21 protein-coding genes are annotated in these 16,792 nt (G+C 39.7%); 8 read left to right on the top strand and 13 right to left on the bottom strand.

Annotation, left to right across the window (positions count from 1 at the left end; genetic code table 11):
- The coding region (gene thsA / locus DPC56_RS03885) for a thermosome subunit alpha (protein WP_112093740.1) at nucleotides 1-1,236 on the bottom strand (1,236 nt) is incomplete at its 3' end.
- Nucleotides 1,237-1,381: 145 nt separating this feature from the next.
- Between thsA and DPC56_RS03880 the strand changes: the two genes are divergently transcribed.
- On the top strand, nucleotides 1,382-1,960 hold the full coding sequence (locus DPC56_RS03880; protein WP_112093739.1) for a flavodoxin family protein: 579 nt from the start codon (nucleotides 1,382-1,384) through the stop codon (nucleotides 1,958-1,960).
- Between the two features lies 1 nt (nucleotide 1,961).
- Here the strand turns inward: DPC56_RS03880 and DPC56_RS03875 are convergent, their stop codons facing one another.
- Genes DPC56_RS03875 through DPC56_RS03835 form a run of 9 tightly spaced genes read right to left on the bottom strand, consistent with a single transcriptional unit; the run spans nucleotide 1,962 to nucleotide 8,440 of the window.
- On the bottom strand, nucleotides 1,962-2,480 hold the full coding sequence (locus DPC56_RS03875) for a hypothetical protein (RefSeq protein ID WP_112093738.1): 519 nt from the start codon (nucleotides 2,478-2,480) through the stop codon (nucleotides 1,962-1,964).
- 26 nt (nucleotides 2,481-2,506) lie between these two features.
- A complete protein-coding gene (locus tag DPC56_RS03870) occupies nucleotides 2,507-3,070 on the bottom strand; it encodes a phosphatase PAP2 family protein (protein ID WP_112093737.1) in 564 nt (187 codons plus the stop codon).
- 3 nt (nucleotides 3,071-3,073) lie between these two features.
- On the bottom strand, nucleotides 3,074-4,120 hold the full coding sequence (gene asd / locus DPC56_RS03865) for an aspartate-semialdehyde dehydrogenase (RefSeq protein WP_112093736.1): 1,047 nt from the start codon (nucleotides 4,118-4,120) through the stop codon (nucleotides 3,074-3,076).
- Nucleotides 4,121-4,125: 5 nt separating this feature from the next.
- The gene (gene dapB, locus DPC56_RS03860) at nucleotides 4,126-4,947 is read right to left on the bottom strand and encodes a 4-hydroxy-tetrahydrodipicolinate reductase (protein WP_112093735.1); all 822 of its coding nucleotides are present in this window, start codon (nucleotides 4,945-4,947) and stop codon (nucleotides 4,126-4,128) included.
- 13 nt (nucleotides 4,948-4,960) lie between these two features.
- Nucleotides 4,961-5,854: a 4-hydroxy-tetrahydrodipicolinate synthase gene (gene dapA, locus DPC56_RS03855; RefSeq protein WP_112093734.1), complete on the bottom strand. Its 894-nt coding sequence runs from the start codon at nucleotides 5,852-5,854 to the stop codon at nucleotides 4,961-4,963.
- Complete coding sequence (locus DPC56_RS03850) at nucleotides 5,851-7,071, bottom strand: aspartate kinase (protein WP_112093733.1); 1,221 nt, start codon at nucleotides 7,069-7,071, stop codon at nucleotides 5,851-5,853. Before DPC56_RS03850 ends, dapA begins: the two co-directional genes overlap by 4 nt.
- Before the next feature lie 14 nt (nucleotides 7,072-7,085).
- Complete coding sequence (locus DPC56_RS03845) at nucleotides 7,086-7,277, bottom strand: 30S ribosomal protein S17e (RefSeq protein ID WP_112093732.1); 192 nt, start codon at nucleotides 7,275-7,277, stop codon at nucleotides 7,086-7,088.
- A 2-nt stretch (nucleotides 7,278-7,279) separates the two neighbouring features.
- Nucleotides 7,280-7,576 carry a chorismate mutase gene (locus tag DPC56_RS03840; RefSeq protein ID WP_181454376.1) on the bottom strand — a complete coding sequence of 99 codons (297 nt, stop codon included), beginning with the start codon at nucleotides 7,574-7,576 and terminating at the stop codon, nucleotides 7,280-7,282.
- Nucleotides 7,577-7,582: 6 nt separating this feature from the next.
- The gene (locus tag DPC56_RS03835; RefSeq protein ID WP_112093731.1) at nucleotides 7,583-8,440 is read right to left on the bottom strand and encodes a shikimate kinase; all 858 of its coding nucleotides are present in this window, start codon (nucleotides 8,438-8,440) and stop codon (nucleotides 7,583-7,585) included.
- 462 nt (nucleotides 8,441-8,902) lie between these two features.
- Between DPC56_RS03835 and DPC56_RS03830 the strand changes: the two genes are divergently transcribed.
- The 6 genes from DPC56_RS03830 to DPC56_RS03800 all read left to right on the top strand — a co-directional run bounded on the left by DPC56_RS03830 (nucleotide 8,903) and on the right by DPC56_RS03800 (nucleotide 14,814).
- Nucleotides 8,903-9,172 (top strand): MJ0307 family thioredoxin, encoded by a 270-nt coding sequence (locus DPC56_RS03830; protein ID WP_112093762.1) that lies wholly within the window; start codon nucleotides 8,903-8,905, stop codon nucleotides 9,170-9,172.
- A gap of 7 nt (nucleotides 9,173-9,179) precedes the next feature.
- Nucleotides 9,180-10,271 (top strand): cobalt-precorrin-5B (C(1))-methyltransferase CbiD, encoded by a 1,092-nt coding sequence (cbiD, locus tag DPC56_RS03825; protein WP_112093730.1) that lies wholly within the window; start codon nucleotides 9,180-9,182, stop codon nucleotides 10,269-10,271.
- 11 nt (nucleotides 10,272-10,282) lie between these two features.
- Entirely contained in the window at nucleotides 10,283-11,344 is a 1,062-nt protein-coding gene (locus tag DPC56_RS03820; protein ID WP_245923866.1) for a glycosyltransferase, read from the top strand.
- A gap of 5 nt (nucleotides 11,345-11,349) precedes the next feature.
- On the top strand, nucleotides 11,350-11,823 hold the full coding sequence (gene moaC, locus DPC56_RS03815) for a cyclic pyranopterin monophosphate synthase MoaC (RefSeq protein ID WP_220084810.1): 474 nt from the start codon (nucleotides 11,350-11,352) through the stop codon (nucleotides 11,821-11,823).
- Complete coding sequence (locus tag DPC56_RS03810; RefSeq protein ID WP_112093728.1) at nucleotides 11,820-13,901, top strand: DEAD/DEAH box helicase; 2,082 nt, start codon at nucleotides 11,820-11,822, stop codon at nucleotides 13,899-13,901. Before moaC ends, DPC56_RS03810 begins: the two co-directional genes overlap by 4 nt.
- A 382-nt stretch (nucleotides 13,902-14,283) precedes the next feature.
- Nucleotides 14,284-14,814, top strand: coding sequence for a DUF2115 domain-containing protein (locus tag DPC56_RS03800; protein ID WP_112093726.1), 531 nt, complete (start codon nucleotides 14,284-14,286; stop codon nucleotides 14,812-14,814).
- Here the strand turns inward: DPC56_RS03800 and DPC56_RS03795 are convergent.
- The 3 genes from DPC56_RS03795 to DPC56_RS03785 form a co-directional block, all read right to left on the bottom strand.
- Nucleotides 14,807-14,992, bottom strand: a complete 186-nt coding sequence (locus tag DPC56_RS03795; RefSeq protein ID WP_112093725.1) for a hypothetical protein — start codon at nucleotides 14,990-14,992, stop codon at nucleotides 14,807-14,809. The genes DPC56_RS03800 and DPC56_RS03795 overlap by 8 nt on opposite strands.
- A gap of 89 nt (nucleotides 14,993-15,081) precedes the next feature.
- A complete protein-coding gene (locus DPC56_RS03790; RefSeq protein ID WP_112093724.1) occupies nucleotides 15,082-15,387 on the bottom strand; it encodes a DUF2098 domain-containing protein in 306 nt (101 codons plus the stop codon).
- A gap of 15 nt (nucleotides 15,388-15,402) precedes the next feature.
- Entirely contained in the window at nucleotides 15,403-15,678 is a 276-nt protein-coding gene (locus DPC56_RS03785; RefSeq protein WP_112093723.1) for a PRC-barrel domain-containing protein, read from the bottom strand.
- A 78-nt stretch (nucleotides 15,679-15,756) separates the two neighbouring features.
- Between DPC56_RS03785 and DPC56_RS03780 the strand changes: the two genes are divergently transcribed.
- Nucleotides 15,757-16,788: a CBS domain-containing protein gene (locus DPC56_RS03780; RefSeq protein WP_112093722.1), complete on the top strand. Its 1,032-nt coding sequence runs from the start codon at nucleotides 15,757-15,759 to the stop codon at nucleotides 16,786-16,788.
- Nucleotides 16,789-16,792 lie beyond the last annotated feature (4 nt).

The raw sequence follows: 16,792 nt of genomic DNA, 5'->3' as shown, positions 1-16,792 counted from the left end.
GACCTCAGGAGCCCCTCCACCAGCAACAACCTTCTCATCCTCAACAGTCGCCGAAACAACACCAATAGCATCTTCAATGGCTCTTTCCACTTCACTTACAACGTGTTCTGTGGATCCTCTTACTAGTATGGTGACTGCTTTGGGTTCTTTGCATTCTTCTACGAATATCATCTCTTCTCCTGAAATTTTCTTCTCCACAACTTTTCCTGCGTTTCCAAGATCTTCTTCGCTGAGATCTTCGATGTTTGTGACTATTTTTCCGCCGGTTGCCTTTGATAACTTTTCGATGTCTGATTTTTTAACTCTTCTAACGGCGAGTACGCCAGCTTTTGCTAAGTAGTGTTGTGCCAGGTCGTCGATGCCTTTTTGGCAGAATAATACGTTAGCTCCTGTGCTCACTATCTTGTCGACCATGTCTTTTATCATTTTCTCTTCTTGTTCTATGAATGCTTGCATCTGTGATGGATCTGTGATTCTTATTTCAGCATCGACTTCTGTCTCTTTAACTTCTATTGGACAATTGAGTAATGCTATTTTTGCGTTTTCAACTTTTTTTGGCATGCCTGGGTGTACTCTTTCTTTGTCAATTATCACTCCTTGTACTAGCATTGAATCGTCTACGCTGCCGCCTTCTTTCTTTTCTATTTTTATATGGTCTTTGTCTACTTCGCCGTTTTCTTCTACTTGTTTAACAGCGTCTACAACAAGTTCTGCTAGTGGTTTTCTGGCTTTTTCTGTTCCCTTTCCTGTCATTGCTGTCATTGCAACTTTTATTAGCGTGTCACGGTCGCTTGCGCTTATCGCTATGGAATCTAGTATTTCCTGGGCTTTTTTGGCTGCTTGCCTGTAACCCATTGCTATTATGGTGGGGTGTATGTCCATGTCAAGTAATTCTTCTGCTTTCTTTAAAAGGTCGCCTGCTATTATGACTGCTGTTGTTGTCCCGTCTCCTACCTCATCTTCTTGAGTTTTTGCAACCTCTACCAACATTTTAGCGGCTGGGTGTTCTATGTCCATCTCCTTTAGAATTGTAACACCGTCATTTGTTACTACGATATCCCCTAGGGAGTCTACGAGCATTTTGTCCATTCCCTTAGGGCCTAGGGTTGTTCTAACGGTTTCTGCTAATACTTTACCTGCTAGTATGTTCATTCTCTGGGCGTCTTTTCCAAGGTATCTGCTTGTACCTTCAGGTAGAATAAGAACTGGTTGTTGTCCTCCAGTTAACTGTGCCATGTGATCACCTCAATATAATATTTGCAATTATCCATGGGTTAGAGGTTCTATAAATATTTTACGGTATTTTTTGTTATAAAAAATAATATAACAATAACCATCTAAAACTTTGCAAAATAGGAAAAAAATAAAGGATGCGATATTTATGCCAAAGATAATAGGGATAGTTGGAAGTCCAAGAATTGATGGTAACACGACCTTCCTAGTCAAGGAAGCATTAAGCGCAGCAGGAAAAAAAGGAATTGAAACAGAACTTATAAAGCTCGCAGAATATAACATAAACCCTTGTAGGGCATGTGACACTTGCCTAGAGGGTGAATGTCCAATAGAAGACGACACCCCACTATTATTAGAGAAACTAGAGGCAGCTGATGGTATAATAATAGGTAGCCCAGTCTACTTCGGCAATGTAACAGGACAAACAAAGATTTTCATGGACAGGACAAGACCTCTAAGAATAGATTTCAAATTAAAAGACAAAGTAGGAGGGGCGATAGCAGTAGGGGGTTCAAGAAACGGTGGACAAGAAACAACATGTAGTGCAATCCACAATTTCCTATTAATACATGAAATGATAGTCGTGGGGGACGCTTCACCCACAGCACACTATGGTGGAACAGGAGTTGGACGCGGGGAAAAAGACTGCGAAGAAGACGAATTCGGCATAGAAACATCTAGAAACCTTGGAAAGAAGGTCGCCGAGCTTGTTGCAAAAATCAGCTAATCTATTTTTCAATTTTTTCCCAGATTATATCATCATCCCTATTATAGGATCTGAAATAGCCTTTTCTTTCAAGATTTCGAAGAATTTGTAACATATTCTCATACTTCAAATCCTTGAATCCTATATTTTTTATGAAAGAATGCAATTTTTCAGTAGTGGCTTTCCCTTCTGGTAATAGCCTGTAAATTTGTGACTGGAATGATGTAAGATTCTTTTTAGGCTTTGCTGTCAACTTATCAAAATATCCTTTTATCTTCTCTAATTCTTCGATCTGAGATTCCTTTTCGCTTAAAATCTTATTCAGATTCTCTATGACCTTGTCCTTTTCCTTTAAAAGTTTTTCCAGCTCCTTTATATGCTCTTCTTTTGTTGCCAATTCTTCCTCTAATTTTTCCAACTTTTCACTTTCATCCTTTCTTTTCTTGCATCTTTCAAGTTCGAGTTCTAATTTGCTTATCTCAAGCATGCATGCCTTGACAAGACGCCTTAATTCTTCCTTCTCCGAGTCTTTAAGAAACATGTCAATCACTTGAAAAGAATCACTGATCATCCTCTCTGATATTTATCCTTCAAAAACTTAAAAAATTTTTCTTCAATCCTAAAAGAAACTAAAGCGCACAATATCCCAAGTAGGGCTCCCATAATAACATCCGATGGATAATGTAAACCCATATAAATTCTGGAAATCCCCACCAAAACCGCCAACAAAAGAAAAATAGGAAGCTTACCATATTTCACTCCAAGGATTAAAAATCCGCTAAAAGCAGCTATACTATGACCAGAAGGTAAAGAATAACCTCCAACAATGGTAGAAGGCCTCACCCACTCTATAACCTCAAATGGGCGGGGAACCTGAAAAATGGCCTTTAAAGACTCGCTCAAAAAATAGCCTAAAAAAAGGGCTAAAAGGCATGTGAAAGCCGCCCTTTTACCCTTATCACCCAGAAAAGCGAAAAGTATTATGGATATGATTATCCAGAATATCTGGGTCCCTGCAAATGTTATAATCGGCATTAAAAAATCAAAAAAAGGATTGCGCATTTGAATATTAAAAAAATAAAGTAATGAAATATCCAGATGATGCAAAAATTCCAGTAGATCTTCGAACATTTCCTAGAATATTATCTCATTTATTAACTCTGCATTTAATATTGATGCACCTGCAGCTCCACGTATCGTATTATGGCCAACCAACACATACCTTAGACTATTCTCAAATGCAGCATCCCTTCGAAGCCTACCAACCGTAACAGCCATCCCATTGGATTCGTCCCTATCCATGCGTGGCTGTGGCCTGTCCTCATCTTCCCTTACGATTATTGGTTTTTCAGGCGCGGAAGGCAACTCCAATTTCTGTGGTATCCCCTGGAATTCATCCATGATCCGTTTTATATCATTGATTTCAAAATCTTCCTCGAGTTCTATGAAGACAGCCTCTGTGTGCCCATCAAGTACAGGAACCCTATGACAAGATGCACTTATGCCAAACTGGGCAGGGATGACCTTATCCTCCTCTAATTCGCCAAGGAGGTGGAGCGTCTCTGTCTCTATCTTCTCCTCCTCACCCCCAATATAAGGGATTATATTATCTATGATAGCCATTGATGGGACTCCATTATATCCAGCGCCTGAAACAGCCTGCATAGTAGCTACATAAACTCTATTTATAGTATACTGGTCATGTATGGGCTTCAAAGTTAATGTAAGGGCTATCGTAGTACAATTTGGGTTCGTGACTATGAAACCATCCCATCCACGCTTCTTTTGCTGAACTTCTATAAGGTCTAGGAAGTCGGGGTTAACCTCTGGTATGACCAATGGCACGTCAGGTTCCATCCTCATCGCACTAGCATTTGAAGCCACCACGTACTTTTCTGCGAACTTTGGCTCCACCTTCGCAGCTATATCAGCTGGTAGAGCCGAGAATAATATGTCAACATCCCCCACTTTAGAAGGGTCTGTCCCCACGACTTTTATATCCTTAACTGACTCTGGCATTTTACTTTGAAGATACCATTTAGCAGCTTCTTCGTATCGCTTTCCTTCAGAACGTGGGGAAGCTGTAAGCACCTTAATCTCAAATTCAGGGTGTTTATCCAAAAGTTCTATGAAGCGTTGGCCGACCATCCCAGTCGCGCCTAGTACTCCCACATCAACCATTATAATCACCTGATCCCTAAAACGTCCTTCATATCCGATATCCTGCCTGGTTCTGCCTTTTCTATAAATCTAAGGGCTCGGATAACACCACTAACAAAGGCTTCTCTGCTATGTGCCCTGTGGATCACCTCAAGTCTTTCACCCTCACCCGCGAAAAGCACTATATGGTCTCCTACTATATCACCAGCCCTTATGGCATGTACTCCTATTTCATCATCTGATCGTTCACCTATAAGACCCTTCCTACCATATACGCTCACTTCATCAGGATCTCTCCCAGTAGCGGCTGATATTATTTCTAATGCCTTTAAAGCAGTTCCTGATGGTGCATCCTTCTTATGTTTGTGGTGTGCTTCCATGATTTCAACATTATAATCCGGTAAGAATTTTGCAAGCTCTTCAAGCACCTTGAAGAAGACGTTAACGCCCACGGCCATGTTAGGGGCGATTATAGCCTTAACATTCCCTTCTTTGACGTCCTTCCCGATCTTCTCTAACTGTTCAGTTGAAAAACCTGTTGTCCCCACTACAAGATTGATGCCAAGTTTTGAAGCCTTCTCTACAGTATTTACCGCTGCATCCGCTATTGTGAAATCGACAACTACATCAGGTTTTGAAGTCTTGAGGATATCCTCTAATTCATCTGCAGGGGTTACCTTAACTCCGATTGAGCCTATACCTATAACCTCTCCAACATCCTTCCCTTTAAATGGTGTGTTGGGTGCTTCTATTGCTGCCACCACTTCCATGTCATTTTCTTTTGTTATCCTCTTCACGATCCTTGAACCCATCCGGCCACAAGCACCGCTTACCGCTACCCTAATCATATTATCTCAACCCTTAGAGTAATGAGAGATCCTCTAGTATCCTCCTGAGTTTTTCTCTGTTTTCTTTTTTGAGTTGTCCTAGTGGTGGTCGCACATGACCAGCGGGTTTGCCCATCATATTTAATGCTTCCTTAGCAGGTACAGGGTTGGTTTCAATGAACAAGCCTTTCATAAGATCATATAATTCATAGTGGGTTTTCATCGCAGATTCAAAGTCTCCTGAAAGAGCCTCATTAACCATCCTTGACATCCTGGCAGGATCAACATTTGCAACAACTGATATAACACCTTTAGCCCCTAATGGTATCATTGGGAGTGTGAGATTATCGTTACCAGATAGTATGACGAATTCATCGTCGAGACCCCTTTCCATGAGTTTTTTCATCAACTGGGATACCTTGTCAAGGTCTGGGCTGGCCTCTTTGAGGCCTATTATATTATCTTCCTCTGCCAATTTTAGAACGGTGTCAACGTCGATATCTGTCCCTGTCCTTGAGGGTACATTATAGATTATTAAGGGTATCTCTGCCGCGTCGCTGAGTATCTTGTAATGCTCTAATAGGCCGTGTGGTTGCGGCCTGTTATAGTATGGTGTTATGACGAGCGCAGCATCAGCACCCGCTGCATCGGCGTGTTTTACGAGTCCAAGGGCCTCCTTTGTGGAATTGCTGCCGGCTCCCGCGATGGTGGTCACCCTACCATCGACTTCTTCAACTAGGAGGTCTATCATCCTCCTTTGTTCTTCATGGGTTATGGTGGCTGATTCGCCTGTGGTCCCCGCGATTAGGAGACCATCAACCCCATTCTCTATCAAATAGTTTATGTTTTCTCGCAGCCCATCCTCGTCCACTTCATCATCTGGAGTGAACGGGGTTATCATGGCCACGATCGTTCCTTCTATTTTCATTTTAAAACACCCCTTACGAGTTCATAAGCTTTTTTACCATCATCCCAGTCAACGAATATCACCACAGAAGTTTGTGATGATGAAATTTCAACAATATTCAAATTATGTTCCCTTAATGGTTCTGTGATCTCGGAGATTATCCCTGGTGTGTCTATAAATTCTGGGCTTGAAATTGTGATCATTGCAATATCTCTCCCAAGGGATAGGGAACTTAAGTTTTCATCTTCAACTACAACATCATGTAAGAGTTTGTGGGCTTCCTGCGCATCTTCTTTTCTGATGAATAATGTGATGGAATTTTTCCCGGTGGACACGCCTATGATATTGATATTCTTTTTAGATAATGTGGATGTTAACTTGGCGAGTATTCCTGGCTTGTTGAGGATTTCCTCTCCTACTACCGCAAGCACGGCTAATGGTTCTGAATTAAATGTTACAGTCTTCAGTTGCTCCTCCTTTGACGGGCCTATGATCTCTGTCCCAGGCGCTGAAAGATCTCCATGCTCAAATCCTATTATTTTAGCCTTTATCTCAGGCACTTTATATTTTAGGGCGTGTGGGTGGAGTACCTGAGCTCCGTGGGTGGCCAGGTCCCTCATCTCCTCTACAGATATTTTATCTAATTTTTTAGCTTCTTGGAGTTTGTTTGGGTCGGTTGACATGACCCCTCCAACATCTGTGACTATTATAACTTCATCTGCATTTAGGCAACGTCCAAGTAAAAATGCTGTGATGTCGCTCCCGCCTCTGCCTAATGTGGTGATATAACCGTGTTTATCTCTTCCAAGGAATCCGCAAACGACTGGTATAATACCCTGGTCTAGGAGCTTTAAGAGTATTTTGGATTTTTTTATTGTTGTTTTAAGATCTACCTTAGCATCTAGTAGGTTGCTGTCTGTTATTATTGGCCATTCGCTTTTGTATGGGTCTATGTATTCTGATTTCACGCCGAGGGATTCCAAGGCCGAGGAAAATATCCTTGCACTGGTCATTTCACCCATCGAAACTACTTCAGCTAGTTGTTTTTCTGTTATGGTATTGTTTGTGGCTTCTTCCACGATTTCTAAGAGTTCGTCTGTTGTCCGGTTAATGGCTGATACCACTACTACTATCTTATTTCCTTTCATGTATTCTTTCACTACTGATTGAGCTGCTTTTCTTATCCTTTTACCATTCCCTATTGATGTGCCCCCAAATTTCGCGATTATAAGTGACATTAGCCTACAACCTCTTATTGTGATTGTTGCCTCATGAGTCGTGTTATGTAACCGGCTATCTTGTTTCTGAGGTGTTTTGTGTTTACTGTTGAGAGTTCCTCGACTAATTTCTTGTTCTCTTCAAAGTCCATTGTGAATTTCCCAGGATTTTTTTCTACTAATTCTTTAGCTATCCTTTTAACGAATGCTGTTCTAATATTCCCCATGTCTATTTCCTCCTGAGTATTTGTTCTTGTTCCATCTTGTTTAATTCTGTGAGTATTCTCATGATTTTTATAAGTTTGTCTTCATCGATTCTGTTTTCCCTAGCAATTTGCCTAGTCTTTTCTTCGATTTGTTTTTCTCTTTCAGGATCCCAAATGTCCATGTCCAAAACCATCTTTGCTTTTATTATATTCCTCGCCAAGGAGGTTCTCTCAGAAATGAGTTCTAATATTTTCTCATCTATAAGATCTATTTTTTCCCTGGATTTCTTTAGAAGTTTCATGGCATCTGATTTTCTCATTGGGGATCACCTAAACTGTGTGCCCTGGTTGTCAACGCTTGTTATGATTATATCCCCGGGGTAGGAGCTCCATGCGTCTATGATATCATCTTGTTTTTCTTCTTTTGTTATGCTGACAAATGCTGGTCCTGTCCCTGATAGGCCTGCTGCGATCGCACCCGCTTCTAGGGCGTCCACTGCAACTTCTGGATTAAATCCTAGTGTTGCACAGTATATTATACCATTTAGGGTTAATGCCTTGTAGAGGTCGCCTTCTAGGGCCTTTTTAAAGGCTATTTCTACTAGGGGTGCGAGTATCTTCATTCTTTTGACATTGGATTCTGCAGTTAAAGATTTTCTCTCTGGCATATATATTAATATCTTTTGATTTTCCATGGGCCCCCTTTTGATTATCTTCCTTTCAAGGTTATCTGTTATTGTGAATCCGCCATAGAATGAGGCGCTAGCATCATCAAATGCGCCCGTGATTGTAACCCCTGCTTTTAGGGAGGCTTCAATGCCCAAATTGAGGATCTCCCACTTTTTAAGCGGTTCTAGGTCGAATTCTTCCGCTATGAGCTCGGACGCTGCCATTACTATGGCGTTTGAGGTTGCGCTGCTACTTGAAAGTCCTGATGCTACTGGAAGGTTAGATGTGGTTTTAACCTTTAATCCGGTGTTTATATTATATTTTTCAAGGACTAATTTTGCGCATGTTCTCATTAGGGTTGTGTCAATGTCCTCTTCACAGACACATTTTATTCCTTCTGGTATGAGTTCAACTTCTGCTGTTACATGTCGTTGGATGGCGAAAGCCGAACCCTTACCAGTTGCGATAGCGTTGATTATAGTGGCCGAACCGGGTGAACGAACTTTTATTTTCACTATACCATTCCACCCCCTAAATTTATCATTATTATTCATATTATATAATATTTTTTAAGAAGAATAAAATCTTCTTCAACTTCCGTAACTTGGAGGCTTTTTCTAAACTTTGAATGCACAAAAACTATCTGAAATGGGATTTTTACCAGAAAGTTCTGATGAGCATCCGAAAACTCCCTCAAGTTCTTTCATTCTTGTGGGAGGATAGACCATATTATCACTATTATAAATTTTTAGACTTCTAGAATCCCATTTTCCGATCAATAGGCTTCCTTGTTGGATGATCAGGTTATGAGGATGATGATAATTTGTCTTTTTAGTGTATGAGATTTGCTTGTGGTATTTGGGATGATGATCCTTTTACTTTTTTTGATGAGGATTGATAGTCGCATCCTCATTATTGGGATGGATAAGTATTTATTGAAACAAGAATTTAAAAAGGATAAATGGAGGTTAATATTTATGGTAGTCAAGATTGAAGTGTTCACATCACCCACATGTCCATATTGTCCAATGGCACTAGAAGTGGTTGAAGAGGCGAAAAAAGAATTTGGCGATGCCATAGAAGTTGAACAAATAGATGTGATGGTTGACAGGGAAAAAGCAATTGAATATGGTTTAATGGCCGTGCCAGCGATTGCAATGAATGGTATTCTAAAATTTATAGGAGCTCCTAGTAAAGAGGAGCTTATAGAGGCTATAAAAGAAGAATTGGAAGAATCTTCTTTTTAAGATTTTAATGAATAAAAAAAGTCAAAATTTCGGTATAACAACAGGCACTGCCGCAACAGCGGCGGCAGTTGCTTCTATTTTACATTTAAAAGGCAAAAAAAATATCAGAAAGGTTACTGTAGACGCCCCCTACGGCAAATTAGAAGTAGACATTAAAAGCGTGGAAAAACTTTCAGAGAACAAAGCAAGAGCATCAGTCATAAAAAAACCATACAATGACCCCGATGTAACAGTAAACATAGATATAATCGCAACACTACAATTAGATAACTCCTCAAAAATTACCATCAAAGGGGGTGAAGGCGTAGGTAAAGTGACAAAACCAGGACTCCCAGTCCCCCCTGGAGAACCTGCAATTAACCCCACCCCAAAAAAGATGATAAAAAAGAATATAAAAAAATACTTATCCCCAGGAGAAGGGGCCACTGTAAAAATATCAGTACCAGAGGGGGGTAAAATCGCTAAAAAGACAATGAACCCCAGATTAGGGATAAAAGGTGGCATATCAATACTTGGAACAACAGGTATCGCGCGTCCAATGTCATCAAAAGCATATAAAATGTCATTAGCATGCCAAATAGACATAGCAGCCTCTAGAGGATGGGAAGAACTAGTATTGGTACCAGGTAACATAGGAGAAAAAATAGCTAAAAAATATTTCAAAAACATCGAAGAAGACAGGATAGTACAAATGGGCAACTTCCCAGGATACATGCTAAAAATAGCCGCTAAAAAACACTTTAAAAAGATCATACTCCTAGGCCATGCAGGTAAACTCATAAAAATAAGCGCTGGGATATTCAACACAAAAAATAGTGTGGCAGATGGAAGACATGAAATAATAACAACCCACGCAGCACTAAACGGCGCCCCAAAGCCGCTTCTAGTCAAAATTTTCAATAAAAGGACAGTAGAAGAAATGATCACAGAACTAGACCATGCAGGATTAACACAACCAGTATTCAACAGTATAGCATCATCAGTACGAAAAAGATGCCAAGAAAACTACCCCATGGATTTTGATGTGCTAATCTTCAACCTAAAAGGGAGAATACTCAACACCAATTTTAAAACAAGACCAGATCACGCCTTTAAATAGGGTGAAGCCCATTGAAAAAAGTCATCATGATAGGTAAATTCCCACCACACCTTGGAGGAGTCGCATCCCACACCTACAACCTAGCAAAACAACTAAAAGAAAAAGGATACCATATAAGCATCCTAACATACCCACATGAAAAAATAGAGGACAAAAATGATATAAAAGTCTCATCCGCCCCAACAATAAACATAAAAGGTCTAAGGGGGCTAATATTCACACTCACAGCAACACATAAACTAATTAAAATAATCAGGAAAGAAGACATCGACATTATACACGCACATTATATAATCCCCCCAGGCCTCATAGCACTCATAGGATCTATTATAACAGGAAAACCATATTATGTAACCGTGCACGGATCAGACGCCCTCATATTATCCTCCAAGAGCATTCTAAGACCAATCATCAAATTAATACTTAGAAAAGCTTCAAAAGTCCTTGTTGTAAGTAAAAAATTAGCTGAAAAAGTCACAGAACTTGGAATACCACAAGAGAAGATAATGATAACCTATAACATGGTAGATACAAAAATATTCAACCCACAGATTAAAACCACATTCAGAGAAGAAATAGGGACAAAAAAACCAATCATATTATTCGTAGGTAATCTAGTGCCACAAAAAGGTGTTGAATATTTACTAAAAGCAAAAAAACTCCTAAAAAGAGACTCAAAGTTAGTGATAGTAGGTGGAGGACCGCTCCTAAAAAAACTAAAAAATATGGTCAAAGAAGAGAACATCGAAGATGTTATATTCACAGGACCCAGAACAGACATAAACAATATAATGGCCGCCGCAGACATAATAGTCCTACCATCAGTCTCCGAAGGAATCCCCATCGTATTATTAGAAGCCATGGCAATGGCCAAACCAATAATAGCCACAAAAGTTGGGGGCATACCTGAAATAGTTGACGAAAGTGTGGGGATCCTCATAGAACCAAAAAACCCCAAAAAACTAGCAAATGCAATAGACAAACTACTTTCAGATGAAAAATGTAGAAAAAAACTTGGAGAAAATGGATTAAAAAAAGCTGCTAAATTTTCAACCATAAAAACCCCATATTAGTGATCATGATGAAGTTAACCCATACACATGAAGAATCCATCCACATGGTTGACGTGACCTCAAAACCCATAACCAAGAGAACAGCCACCGCAGAAGGTGAAATACACCTCAAAGAAGACACGATAAAACTAATCAAAGAAAAAAGGATAGAAAAGGGTAACGTCCTCGCAACAGCCCAGATAGCCGCTATAAACGCCATCAAAAACACATGGAACATAATACCATTATGTCATCCGCTACCAATAACAAGCACAAAATTGAAATTCAAAATCCTAAACGACAAAATAACCGTAAAAGTAACAGTAAAATGCAACGGCAAAACCGGAGTGGAAATGGAAGCCCTCACAGGAGTGAGCGTAGCACTCCTAACAATATGGGACATGGTAAAAAGCCTCGAAAAAGACGAAAAAGGCCAATACCCACATACGAGGATATCAAATATAAAAGTAGTGGAAAAAAAGAAAAGTGAACAAAAATGAACACAGAAAAGGCCATGATGAAAATAATAAAAGACTGCTACCCCTTCATAGAAAAACTAAACCCTGCACAAAAAGCAGCAATCAAACAAGGCTACCTCGAAGACCAACACAATTATATACTAGCAATACCAACAGCAAGCGGAAAAACACTACTAGGCCTCATGGCCGCTATAAAAACAATACTAGAAGGTGGAAAAGTCATCTACACAGTCCCACTCATATCCATCCAAAACGAGAAAATTAAAGAATTCAAAAAACTTGAAAGTCATGGCATCACAGTGGGTAAAGATCCAAGATCCTCAGACCTTGCAATCATGGTATTTGAATCATTTGACATACTAACACGCTTCTCATGGAACACGCTAAACGAGATAGACCTCCTAATAGTAGATGAATTCCATATGATAGGAGAATATACAAGAGGACCCACAATAGAATGTGCAATCACCCGCCTAATGTCCCTAAATCCCAGGATACGGATAATAGCACTCTCAGCAACCCTCAGAAACCTTGAAGAGATAGCAACATGGCTAAATGCTAAAGTGATACAACATGATTATCGTCCAGTCCCACTCTACAAGGAAATCCTAACCCTCGAAATGTTAAATGCCCGAGAAAAAAACGAAGCCATAGTCAAAATACTACAAGAGGCAATCAAAGACGAAAACCAAATCCTCGTATTCGTATCGACAAGAAGATTCACAGAAACCCTAGCAACATTTGTCTCCCAAAAAATACACAAAAACATCCCCAAAGAGACCAGAGAAATATTTAACGAAGTCGCTGATAAAATACTTGAAATCCCAAAAAAAAGTGGATCACCACCAACATTCACCTGCCTCAAACTCGCAAACTGCATAAAGGAGGGTGTCGCATTCCATCACGCAGGCTTATTCACCAGACAAAGAGAGATCATAGAAGATGAATTCAGAAAAGGCAACCTATACATGATCACAGCCACACCCAGTCTAATGTACGGTGTTAACCTACCATCCCAGACCGTCATCATAAGGGACTACATAAGGTGGACCCGACAAGGACCCAAATGGATACCAGTATTTGATTATGAACAAATGTCAGGAAGAGCCGGGAGACCACAATACGACAACGTAGGATACTCATATCTTATAGCAAAAAACCCAGAAGAAGCATACCAATTAGAAGAATATTACATACATGGTGAAATAGAACCCACCAACTCAAAACTCATAGAAAACAAGGACGCAGTCTATCACCAGATAATAGGACAAGTAGCAGCAGGATTATCAGACAACCCAGAAGATTTGATCGAATTCTTTAAACAAACATTCTACGGCCACCAGCTTACCAAAAATCCTAACATGAGCATCTTCGATGATAATCTTGAATATGAGATAAACTCCTCAATAGAATTCCTCATCAAAAACGAGATAATAAAACCAACCCCCGCAGGTTTAAGGGCCACACCATTCGGACTCCTCATAGCCAGTTCCAATTATAGTGTCGAAACAAGTATAAAACTCCGACACCTCGCAACTGAAATGGATGAAATCGACACTTACAAATTAATCTATGAAATATGCAAAACCCCTGACATGCCAATCATATCATTCAAAACTCGTAAAGGCAAGGATAGTGTCCGTGAAAAACTCCAAGAACATGGTATATTCGTCATGGATGTGGGCAACATTGAAGCCACCGCAGCATCCCTAATAGAATGGATAAACGAAAGAAGCGAGTATGAGATTGAAAACCTCTTTAATGTATATGCTGCTTCAACCCGTAGAGCAGCCTATGAGGCATCCCAACTCATAAAATTCTTCAAGGAAATATGTGAAGTCACAGGAGTATATGGCCATTCACAGAAACTTGACATACTAATGGCACGGTTATATTATGGCGTTAAAGCGGATATAATACCACTCGTTGTGGGCGTGAAAAGACTAGGCCGTATAAGAGCCCGCAGACTCGTGAAAACATTCGGATACGACCTAGAGAATGTGAGTGAAGATGAACTGCGGAGAATTGATGGAATCGGCCCCCGAATGGCAGCTGCAATTAAAGAATATACAAAAAGGTACACAAAATCAACTTTTTAAACTCACTCAAAACAATAGCAAAGATAGATGAAAAATGATAGAATTTTGCAGCCTCATAAGGGAATGTTGGTATGTTAACGAGCATAGGAGAAAGTCATATAAAGTATACGCGAAGGTTCATGGAAGCCCCTCTGAATCCTAAAAATGGAAGTTTCCATAGTGACGGGAAAATTCTATATTGCATTCGTCGTTTATTTGAAATGCACTCATCAATTCCTATATTTTACCTTATTTTCATGAAAGAGGAGCCCTTTTTATCCTATAAGGATGCCATTTCTTGGAGGTTTTATTGTAAGAAAAGAGAAGGGGCACCTTTTATTGTCCATTCAAAGAAAAAAATGCAACATGTGTATAGCACTTCAAGACCTTAAGGTGGCTTTAAATGTTTGAAAAGACTAGCATCCCCGAAAAGTTGACTAAAAGAGATCTTTTAAAAATTCTTAAAAAGGAAGCTTCAAAGATTTCAATAAAGGATATAATGGATGCAACAATCTACTTAAGGGAAGAAACCAAGTATATGCCGGTCAAGGAGCGGGAAGAGTTTATTAAAAGATTTACAAAGGCTTTTTTCAATAGGATGAGGGATGTGAAAAATGAAAAGGATAGGAAAGAATATAATAGACTAGTAAATACTAAAAAATTGGGTGAATTTATAGAATTTCTTGATGAGCAGCTTAAGAATGCCAAGAATAAGCCTGAAAAGTGTTTCCAGGAAATTGCGCGGATAATAAGTGTATATGCGACATTCATAAGAGAAGAGCCGATACACCCTGTTGGGACTCGGTTTCCAGGCGGATTAATGGTGAAAAAAAGAAAAAATGTTTATTATTGCCCTGTTAAAGAGAAGCAAATGGACACTCCAGGTGCTCTTTGCAGGTTCTGCGTCAGCGTACAAGACCCTGACGTTATATGAGGAGCCCTATCCCATCAATGACAAGTGCTAATCCGATTAACCAAGCGAGGAATATAGGATCCTTTGCGAATGTCCCCACTACCAAATATAAGACCCCTATTATACACACTGCCAAGCTGGCTATTCTAGATGACTTCTCCGCCCTAGCGAATAAACTTGCTATACCCGCTATTATCAAGATTATACCAGTATTGTTTATGAACTTAAAATTCTCTGGGTAATAGAGAAGCTGATCTAAAAAAAAGAATTGAAAGAGGACTCGGAAGGTTAACCTCCACCGTCACAGACTTCTGAGCCCATGTCAACCTCTTCAAGGTCCTCTCGCATCTTCTTAAGTTTTTTAAGGCGCTTCTCTATTTCTTCCTTCTTTTCGGATTCTCTTCTTTCAAACTCTGCCTTGTCCAGTACTTCAAGATACTCAGTATTATACCATAGGTCTGAGTCGGCAAGCCTAGCCCATCCTTGGTCATCCTCTACTTTAAGCCCTGAAACCTCCCCAGTAGTACCGGTACCAGTATATCTCACAATAGAACCTACAGTTATCGTTTTTCCTCTTCCATCAACTATCTCCAATATAATACCCCCCAATTATTCTTCTTTTCCAAGTGATAATTTGGTCGTTTCCTCCCCAGGAGTCTCTGAAACCCCCTCAACAGCTATATCAATTATGACATAATCGCCTACTTTCTGTATTTCGTCGATATTTACTATGAATGTCTGTGGCCTGAGGGCTAACTCTCCCTTTGATATGATCACGGAATTTATCATCCCATTCTCAAGGTCTATGTCCATATCAGATACCTTACCTACCTCTATAGCGTTTTTATCAAGAACCTTCTTACCTAAAAATTCGGAGACCAACATCAAAACACCAACTCTCTATGCTAATATTATGTTTATCTAATGGGAATATATATTTTCCTATAGGATAAAAATTTAATCATGAAAACATCCATAAAGATATTCAAGATTTTTGGCATACCCATAGAATTAGATTTTTCATTCCTAATATTGATAATCTCCATATACTTTTTGGCATTTTTAAAGCTAATTTCATTAGAACTTGCCGTGCTTATAACATTAATCTTTGTGACAGTTGTCATCCATGAATTGGCACATTCATATGTAGCACGCCATTTCGGAGTGAAAATAGAGAAAATACTCCTACTCCCCATAGGCGGTATTGCTAAGATGGAGGAAATACCCAGGGTGCCCCGTCAAGAACTGTTAATATCTATCGCAGGACCCCTCACGAACCTGATAATAGCATTCACCCTCTATGGCATAGCATCCACAAGAATATTCCCACAGGCAATAATAGAATTCGTGGCCAATTTCATACTAGTAAATGTGGTGCTAGCGTTCTTTAACTTGATACCTGCATTTCCAATGGACGGTGGTAGAATATTAAGAGCGTTATTAGCAGAGAAGATGAGTTATCTACGTTCAACAGAAGTTGCCGCGAACCTTGGGAAATTTCTCGCTATACTCATGGCAATGGCTGGAATATTCTTCAACCTATTCCTTATATTAATAGCCCTTTTCATTTATATCGGCGCCGAACAAGAATACAGGCTAGTATTCATATCATCCTTACTTGAAGGGGTTAAAGTAAGTGATGTGATGACACCAGAGCCTATCACGCTCAAACCTTCTTCAACAGTTGAAGAAGCCCTTAAAACAGTGTTCAAATACAAGCACATGGGATACCCTGTAACAGAAAATGGCGAACTCAAGGGTATAGTAACATTTCATGACCTATCAAGCGCAGAAAAAGATACCCCCATCGAGGAGGTGATGACAAAGGATGTTATCACAGTAAATATCAATGATGATGCTATGACAGCATTGGAAAAATTAACCAAACACGACCTTGGAAGATTACCAGTCCTCAAGGACAACAAACTCGTCGGGATAATATCAAAAACAGACCTCATAAGAACCCTTGACATCATGAGAAGAACAAAGACTTAAAGGA

The sequence above is a fragment of the Methanothermobacter tenebrarum genome, from assembly GCF_003264935.1.
Taxonomy (GTDB): domain Archaea; phylum Methanobacteriota; class Methanobacteria; order Methanobacteriales; family DSM-23052; genus Methanothermobacter_A; species Methanothermobacter_A tenebrarum_A.
The sequence above is the reverse complement of the archived record's forward strand: the minus strand, read 5'-3'. Positions and strand labels throughout refer to the sequence as shown.

Bases quoted from the DNA above. Each gene is read 5' to 3' on its own strand.
- DPC56_RS03880 (WP_112093739.1), top strand. From the start codon at position 1,382: ATGCCAAAGATAATAGGGATAGTTGGAAGTCCAAGAATTGATGGTAAC.
- DPC56_RS03875 (WP_112093738.1), bottom strand. From the start codon at position 2,480: ATGTTTCTTAAAGACTCGGAGAAGGAAGAATTAAGGCGTCTTGTCAAG.
- DPC56_RS03870 (WP_112093737.1), bottom strand. From the start codon at position 3,070: ATGTTCGAAGATCTACTGGAATTTTTGCATCATCTGGATATTTCATTA.
- asd (WP_112093736.1), bottom strand. From the start codon at position 4,120: ATGGTTGATGTGGGAGTACTAGGCGCGACTGGGATGGTCGGCCAACGC.
- dapB (WP_112093735.1), bottom strand. From the start codon at position 4,947: ATGATTAGGGTAGCGGTAAGCGGTGCTTGTGGCCGGATGGGTTCAAGG.
- dapA (WP_112093734.1), bottom strand. From the start codon at position 5,854: ATGAAAATAGAAGGAACGATCGTGGCCATGATAACCCCGTTCACTCCA.
- DPC56_RS03850 (WP_112093733.1), bottom strand. From the start codon at position 7,071: ATGTCACTTATAATCGCGAAATTTGGGGGCACATCAATAGGGAATGGT.
- DPC56_RS03845 (WP_112093732.1), bottom strand. From the start codon at position 7,277: ATGGGGAATATTAGAACAGCATTCGTTAAAAGGATAGCTAAAGAATTA.
- DPC56_RS03840 (WP_181454376.1), bottom strand. From the start codon at position 7,576: ATGAGAAAATCAGATGCCATGAAACTTCTAAAGAAATCCAGGGAAAAA.
- DPC56_RS03830 (WP_112093762.1), top strand. From the start codon at position 8,903: ATGGTAGTCAAGATTGAAGTGTTCACATCACCCACATGTCCATATTGT.
- cbiD (WP_112093730.1), top strand. From the start codon at position 9,180: ATGAATAAAAAAAGTCAAAATTTCGGTATAACAACAGGCACTGCCGCA.
- moaC (WP_220084810.1), top strand. From the start codon at position 11,350: ATGATGAAGTTAACCCATACACATGAAGAATCCATCCACATGGTTGAC.
- DPC56_RS03810 (WP_112093728.1), top strand. From the start codon at position 11,820: ATGAACACAGAAAAGGCCATGATGAAAATAATAAAAGACTGCTACCCC.
- DPC56_RS03800 (WP_112093726.1), top strand. From the start codon at position 14,284: ATGTTTGAAAAGACTAGCATCCCCGAAAAGTTGACTAAAAGAGATCTT.
- DPC56_RS03785 (WP_112093723.1), bottom strand. From the start codon at position 15,678: ATGTTGGTCTCCGAATTTTTAGGTAAGAAGGTTCTTGATAAAAACGCT.
- DPC56_RS03780 (WP_112093722.1), top strand. From the start codon at position 15,757: ATGAAAACATCCATAAAGATATTCAAGATTTTTGGCATACCCATAGAA.